This is a genomic window from Frankia sp. CcWB2 (assembly GCF_977927585.1).
Window position 1 is genome coordinate 1 of record NZ_CDWRCM010000134.1, and the last position, 3,170, is coordinate 3,170.

The following is a 3,170-nucleotide window of genomic DNA, read 5'->3' on the forward strand; positions in this document are numbered from 1 at the left end:
AAGATCGCCAGGGGTTGCGGGCGATTCATGTCACGACACGAGGCGTGCCACATCAGGTCACAGCAGGCCACGTCGAGCCAACATTACGCACAGTTACCAAACTGGCTGGGGTTTCACGCCCACCCCGGTTAACTTCGAAGACCCCGTATATTCCCGGCGCCGGTGTACGAGGATCTCGACCGCGGGTCGATGTGGCCTGCCATCGGTGCCATAGCGGTGTTTTCACGCTGTGCGGGCAGGAGCGGCGGGGCCGCCCGGCCGGCGAGCCGAGGCTCAGGCCGGGCCTGAGGCATTGCCCTACTACCTTCGGGATTGCTCCCGGCATTCCCGCCCACTCCTCCTACGCCGCGGCGGCCGCCTACCCTCGAAGATTCTTCCGGCGGCCCTGCTTTCGGCGGCCGAATATCGATCGTGGCCAGACTCCCGCTACACTTCTGCCTCCGGGCGAGGGTAGTTCGGGACCAGGGTCTCAGGCAGGTCTACTTTCAAGGTAGAAGCTCGGGACTTCCTCGCAGTGCTCCATGCGGTGCTCCATGCCCGGACGCGTGGCCGCTGGCGGCCACCGTCCGGCCGTCACGAGATCCATCGGCACGGGAGATCCTCGAAGGAGCGTCATGCCGTCGTTCGCTGATCCGGCGCAGCAGCGCGAATCCCGCCCCGATCGGGTGACGTATGCCGCGTTGTCGCACGGACGGGACGAGGGGTCGCACGGACGGGACGAGGGCTGGGCCGACCGAGGCCCCGCGCCGACGGGCTCCACCGGCGCACCACCCCGTTCGCTGTTCACAATGGTGGCTGACGCGGCCGTCGTGTACCGGGGAAGGGTACTCGCCGCTGCCTGCCTGCTGGTGGTCGTGCTGCTGCCGTGGAATGCCGGAATCTACGACCAGCTTGCCACCGGTGGTTTCTACGCACCGGGCGATCCGTCGACGCGGGCCGAGCGGCTGCTCGACGAGGAGTTCCCGGACGCGCCCCCCGACGTCGCCATCATGCTGACGTCGGCCCCGGGTATCGACGGGCCGATCGTCGCCCGCCTGGGCCGGGAGCTCACCGGGCGGATTGCCGCGGAGCCGGGGGTGACCTCGGTGCTGTCGTACTGGCCGGGCGGGCCCAACGAGGCGAGCCCGCTGCTGCGTGCGAAGGACGGCCGGTCGGCCCTGATCGTGTTCCGGCTCACCGGTTCCGAGGACCACATCCAGCACCGCCTGAACGCCCTGCACGACCGGTACGCCCACGACGGCCCGGGGGTCCAGGTCCGGTTCGGCGGGGCGCCCGCGGTCATGCGTGACGTGACCGAGCGCAGCCGTGTCGACCTGGCGCACGGTGAGCAGATCTCCGCTCCGCTGGTGTTCCTCGTGCTGCTCTACGCCTTCGGCACGGTCCCGGCTGCCCTGCTTCCGGTCCTGGTCGGCGTGGTGTCGGTGGTGTCGAGTCTCGCGCTGCTGCGGCTGGCGGCCCCGCTCACTGACGTGTCGGTCTTCTCGGTGAACCTGACGACCGCCCTCGGATTCGGTCTCGCGGTCGATTACAGCCTGTTCATCCTGCGACGTTTTCGGGACGAACAGGACCGCGGGCTGCTCCCGGCGGCGGCGCTGCGCCGGACGCTGGAGACCGCCGGGCGCACGGTGTTCTTCTCCGGGGTGACGGTGGCGCTGTCCCTGACGGCCGCGCTGGTTTTCCCGATCTATTACCTGCGTTCGTTCGCCTTCGCCGGCATCATCGTCGTCGTCGCCTCGGAGGTGGCCGCACTGCTCGTGCTGCCCGCGGCGCTGATGGTCCTCGGTGACCGCATTGAGCGCGGCAACGTCCGGCTGGCGTTGTCACGCCTGAGACGCTCGGGGTCACGCCCGAGGCGCTCGGGTCGCCGGCGGTCCGGCGGCCACCGCGTGGGGGCCGCGGCGGCTGGCCGCGGCTGGTCGGCGCTGGCGCGGCGGGTCATGCGCCACCCGGTGTTCTTCGGTGGGGCCGCGATCTTCGTGTTGGTGCTGTGTGCCGCGCCGCTGCGCCACCTCAACCTCGCGCTGGCCGACGACACGGTCCTGCCGGCGACCGCGGAGGCTCACGTCGTCAATGACGCGATGCGGGAGGACTTCGTCGTCTGCCTGCCCTGCCAGATTCCGATCGTGGTGCCCGGAGCGGACGCGCGGGACCCGGGGAACGCCGAGAAGCTGACCGACTACGCGACCCGGCTGTCCGCGCTGCCGGGTGTTGCCCGCATCGACACCGTCACCGGCAGCTTCCTGCGGGGCGAGCGGGTCGGTGCGGTGCCGAAGACTCCGATGAGGTACGTCGGAACGCATCGCGGCGCCTGGCTGTCGGTGTGGCAGACCGACAGGTCTCCGCTGTCCGAGCCGGCGAAGGACCTGGTCCGGAGGCTGCAGGCGACACCGGCGCCGTTCGGCGTTCTCATCGGCGGACTCGCGCCACACTTCCTCGACACCTCGCATTCCATCAAGCGGAGTCTGCTACCGGCCTTCGCCGTCGTGATGACGGCGACCTTCATCCTGCTGTTCCTGTTCACCGGCAGCGTGCTCCTTCCGCTGAAGGCGATGTTCCTCAACACGCTGAATCTCGCCGCCACCGTCGGGCTGCTGGCGTTCGTCTTCCAGGACGGGCACCTGACCGGTCTGGTCGGCGACTTCCAGGTGTCGGGCACGCTGGAGATGACCAGCCCGGTCCTGATGTTCTTCATCGCGTTCGGGCTCAGCATGGACTACGAGATCTTCCTGCTCGCCCGCATCCGGGAGGAGTACCTGCGGACGGGAGACAACCACGATTCCGTCGCCCGTGGGCTGGGGGCGACCGGTCCACTGATTACGAGTGTGGCGCTCGCTCTCGTCGTGGTCATGGTCGCGTTGTCCGCATCGGACATCAGCATGATCAAACTGGTGGGTGTCGGGCTGACCGTGTCGATCGTGCTCGACGTGACCCTCGTCCGAGCGATCCTCGTCCCGGCGTTCATGGCCCTGGCGGGCGACTACAACTGGTGGGCTCCCGAGCCGTTGCGCCGTCTGCACGCGCGGTTCAGCCTGCGGGAGGACGGCGACGAAGCGGCCTCGCGCGCGGGGGACCTCGGGCTCGGGGGACCCCCCGACCCCGGCAACCGCATGACGACGAAGATCACTTATCGGCGGGGGCGGGGGGAACCCACCCGCTGGACCCGGCCTCCG

The 3,170-nt window shown here is 69.4% G+C and carries 1 protein-coding gene; it reads left to right on the forward strand.

The window, feature by feature from the left end:
• Nucleotides 1–614 precede the first annotated feature (614 nt).
• Nucleotides 615–3,170, forward strand: a 2,556-nt coding sequence (locus ACY45C_RS14490; protein WP_462188133.1) for an MMPL family transporter, incomplete at its 3' end; no start/stop codon positions are given.